The sequence below is a fragment of the Chroococcidiopsis sp. CCALA 051 genome (genome assembly GCF_003015105.1).
Lineage (GTDB): Bacteria > Cyanobacteriota > Cyanobacteriia > Cyanobacteriales > Chroococcidiopsidaceae > Chroococcidiopsis > Chroococcidiopsis thermalis.
Genome location: NZ_PYCI01000235.1, coordinates 1 through 4,120, shown reverse-complemented (window position 1 = coordinate 4,120; position 4,120 = coordinate 1). Strand labels below are relative to the sequence as shown.

Below are 4,120 nucleotides of genomic sequence, written 5' to 3'. Positions count from 1 at the left end.
CATCATACCTTACTTAAGCAGCACGCCCGATCTACAAATCGCGATCGTTGCCGATGTTCCCCTCGATTGGCAGGGACAATCCAAGCACCCTCGATCGCTCCAAATCTTTTCCTTAGCAGAGATACGGCAGCGAGGACAAGCTCAGATGTCAGATGAGAGGCAACAACAGCTACGCGCATCGCTAACAGCCAACGACTTAGCCACCATCATTTATATCCCTGGAGCCACTGGTAAGCCTCAAGGAGTGATGCTGACTCACGAAAATCTTTCTGCTAACGCACTGGCAATGTTCTCTGGAATTCCCGATTTGGAATTAGGTGCAAAGGAGGTCGTGCTTTCATTTCTGCCCTTGACCCACGTTTTTGCCCGTGTCTTTTTCTACGGTCACATGAATTACGGGCATAGCGTTTACTTCACCACTCCTAACCGAGTGATGAAACATCTTAAAGAGATACAACCAACAATATTTGCTACCGTGCCTCTGTTGCTGGAAAAAATTTATCAGCGAATTTTAGAAACAGGTAGTCAGACTCCACAACCAGAGACAGCGAAGAGTGTCAAATACGACTTGCTGCCCCGCTTTCGGACTTTCGCCGCGCAGATGTTTCAGAAGAAACAAGAAACTCCCCAGCAAAAATTTCGTTTATCCTCTCTGCGATGGCTCCCTCCAACTCAATTCAAGTTACCGCATTGGCGTGCCTCCCTCACTGCTTGGAAATCCCTACAAACAGAACAAACTCAACGTCTCGTCGATTGGGCGATCGCCCTTGCCCAACAGTACGAACTGGGACGGTCACCGAGCGGCAAATACGACTGGATGCTGAAACTAGCAGATCGGTTAGTGTTTTCTAGATGGCGCTCGGTGTTTGGCGGTCATCTCAAATACGCGATCTGCGGTGGTGCAGCTTTGAAAGCCGAGATTGCTAACCTGTTTGCCGCTGCTAGAGTCACGATTCTACAAGGCTATGGATTGACAGAGACGAGTTCGGCAGTTGCCTGCAATCGGGGTAGCTTCAACCGAGCTGGAACAGTAGGAGTGCCTTTGCCTGGAATAGAAATCGCGATCGCCTCTGATGGTGAAATTTTAGTCAGGGGACCTTACGTGACGCAAGGCTACTATAAAAACCCCGAAGCTACCCAGCAGGCGATCGACTCTGAGGGTTGGTTTCATACAGGCGACATAGGAGAGTTTACTGCCGATGGTTTTCTGAAAATCGTTGGATTAAAGAAAAGCCACTTCAAGCTTTCAACAGGTAAATACGTCACGCCACAGCCATTAGAACACAAGTTAGAACAATCTCCTCTGGTAGCAAAAGCCGTTGCAGTGGGGGCAGAACGTAAATTCTGTGCGATGCTAATTTTTCCCGATTTCAATAACCTGCGCCAACAAGCTCAACTCTTGGAACTCGACCTACCAGATGCAGAATTATTGAACCATCCCTGTATTCTCGCCCTCTACCAGGCTTTAGTAGATGAAGCTAACTGCCATTTGCCTTACTGGTCTTTAGTTAAACGCTTTCAGCTCATCAACGCTACACTCAGCGTCGAGAACGGAATGCTGACCCCCAGTGGAGAAGTAAAACGCGCCAGGATCGCTGAAATGTTTGCTCAAGAAATTAATACTTTATATGGTCAAGAAGATTCCAAACGACGAGAGACACAGCGTCACGAACAACTCAACCTATGTCCCCCCGTACCTTCATCCACCTGTCCTGCGTATGCTCAATCCTTAAGCCAGGGAGTAGAGAGAATTCGGAATTCGGAATTCGGAATTCGGAATTAATCGATCGCACACTACGCATCACTTCATTACCAATTACCACTGATAACTGATAACTGAGGTTTTAAAACTATGTTTAAGCCGTTCCGAACCGCCGCCGTTCTTGGTGCGGGAGTGATGGGAAGCCAGATTGCCGCTCACCTCGCCAATGTAGGTTTAACCGTACATTTATTAGATATTCCTGGCAAGGGGAGCAATAAAAACGAATTAGTTGAAACATCATTTAAAAAAGCCCTGAAGCTATCTCCACCTATATTTTTTACAGAAAAGACAGCCCGTCGCGTCATTGTGGGGAATTTTGACGAGCATTTTGACTCAGTTGCCGCTGTCGATTGGGTCATTGAAGCAGTGGTAGAAAATCTAGATATTAAGCAAAAGTTGATGGAACGCCTAGAGAGCGTAATTCGCTCGGATACAATCGTATCCACCAATACGAGCGGTTTACCAATCGACGCGATCGCCCAAGGACGTTCTGAATCCTTTCGTCAAAGGTTTTTGGGAACTCATTTTTTCAATCCGCCCCGCTATCTCAAGCTACTCGAAGTCATTCCGACAACTGACACCGATCCACAAGTACTAGAAAGGATGAAGTGGTTCGGAGAAGTGCATTTAGGTAAAGGAGTTGTAGTCGCAAAGGATACTCCTAACTTTATTGCTAACCGGATTGGGATGTATGTCACCATGCTCGGTTTGCAGGCGTTAACGCAGGGATATACGATTGAGGAAATCGATACTCTAACGGGAACAATTGCAGGTAGACCAAAATCAGCCACATTCCGCACAGCGGATTTAGTCGGACTAGATACGCTGATGTATGTCGCCAGCAATCTCTATCCAGCTATTCCCCATGATGAAAGCAGAGAAGTCTTCCGCGTGCCGGAACTATTACGCAAACTCGTAGAGACGGGGACGCTAGGAGCGAAAACGGGTCAAGGCTTTTACAAAAAGCAAGACCGACAAATTCTGTCATTAAATCCAGAAACACTCGCTTACGAACCAGCTAAACCTCTAAATTTGGGTGATATTGAGGCAATTGGTAAGATTCCCGATTTAGGCGATCGCCTGCGGGCATTGTATCGCGATCGCAGTCGTGCGGGTGCTTTCTTCCGCGAGTCTATCCTTAAAACATTAAGTTATGCTGCCTGCCGCATTCCCGAAATTGCCGACAGTCCTACCGACATTGACAAAGCAATGCGATGGGGCTTTGGCTGGGAACTCGGTCCTTTTGAAATTTGGGATGTATTGGGATTTGAAACCGTGCTGGCAGATATGAAAGCTGCGGGAATGACCGTGCCGGAATGGGCAGAAGTCAAAAGTCAAAAGTCAAAAGTCAAAAGTGAAAATTTGATTTCCGACTCCCGACTCCCGCTAATATGGCAAAATCCCGAAGCAGCATTGCTAGACATGGGCGATGGGGTAGTTTTGTATGAGTTTCGCTCGAAGGGTAATACTTTGAGTTTGCAAGTGGTTGACGGTTTAGCTGAGGTGCTGGATCTCGTCGAAAATGGGGATTACCGAGGATTGGTCATTGGCAACAGCAGCGCTCATTTCTCAGGTGGGGCAAATCTGGCGGAAATGGCAATGATGGCGCAGTCGGGATTAGGGGCGATCGCCGATCTGATTGTCAAATTTCAAACTCTGCTACAACGAATTCATTACTTCCCCAAACCAATTGTTGCAGCAATTCAGGGGCGCGTATTAGGAGGCGGCTGCGAGTTAGTCATGGCGTGTCCGCAAGTCGTGGCAGCAGCAGAAACTTATATTGGCTTGGTGGAACTGAGTGTAGGTTTAATTCCTGGGGCTGGTGGCATTATGCGATCGGTGACATGGGCAGCCGATCGCGCTGCCACAGAAGCACCCCATCACATCCAACCATTCCTGCGGCGAGTGTTTGAAACAATTGGCATGGCGAAAGTCTCCAATAGTGCTGCGGAAGCCCAAGAACTAGGATTTCTACCACTGACAGCCAGAATTTTAATGAATGGCGATCGCCGTTTAGAAGTTGCGAAAGAAGAGGTCTTATGTAGCGATCGCGCAGGTTACGCCTCACCCCCCGAACGCAACGCCATTATGGTGCTAGGTCGTCCGGGGAGAGCAATGTTAGATTATGCTGCCGATACCCTTTACCGAGGCGGCTTCATCAGCGAATACGATCGCTATTTAGCCAACCGTTTAGCCTACGTCATGGCTGGCGGAGAACTTTCCGCACCTGCTTTAGTTGATGAAAACTACTTACTGCAATTAGAACGGGAAGCATTTTTACCCCTACTCAGCCAGCCATGACGTAGGCTAAACGGTTGGCTAAATAGCGATCGTATTCGCTGATGAAGCCGCCTCGGT

2 protein-coding genes are annotated in these 4,120 nt (G+C 48.0%); both read left to right on the top strand.

The window, feature by feature from the left end:
* Positions 1-1,783, top strand: a 1,783-nt coding sequence (locus tag C7Y66_RS29995) for a long-chain fatty acid--CoA ligase (RefSeq protein ID WP_106548329.1), incomplete at its 5' end; no start/stop codon positions are given.
* Positions 1,784-1,852: 69 nt separating this feature from the next.
* Entirely contained in the window at positions 1,853-4,063 is a 2,211-nt protein-coding gene (locus C7Y66_RS29990) for a 3-hydroxyacyl-CoA dehydrogenase/enoyl-CoA hydratase family protein (RefSeq protein ID WP_106548328.1), read from the top strand.
* The last annotated feature ends 57 nt before the right edge of the window (positions 4,064-4,120 follow it).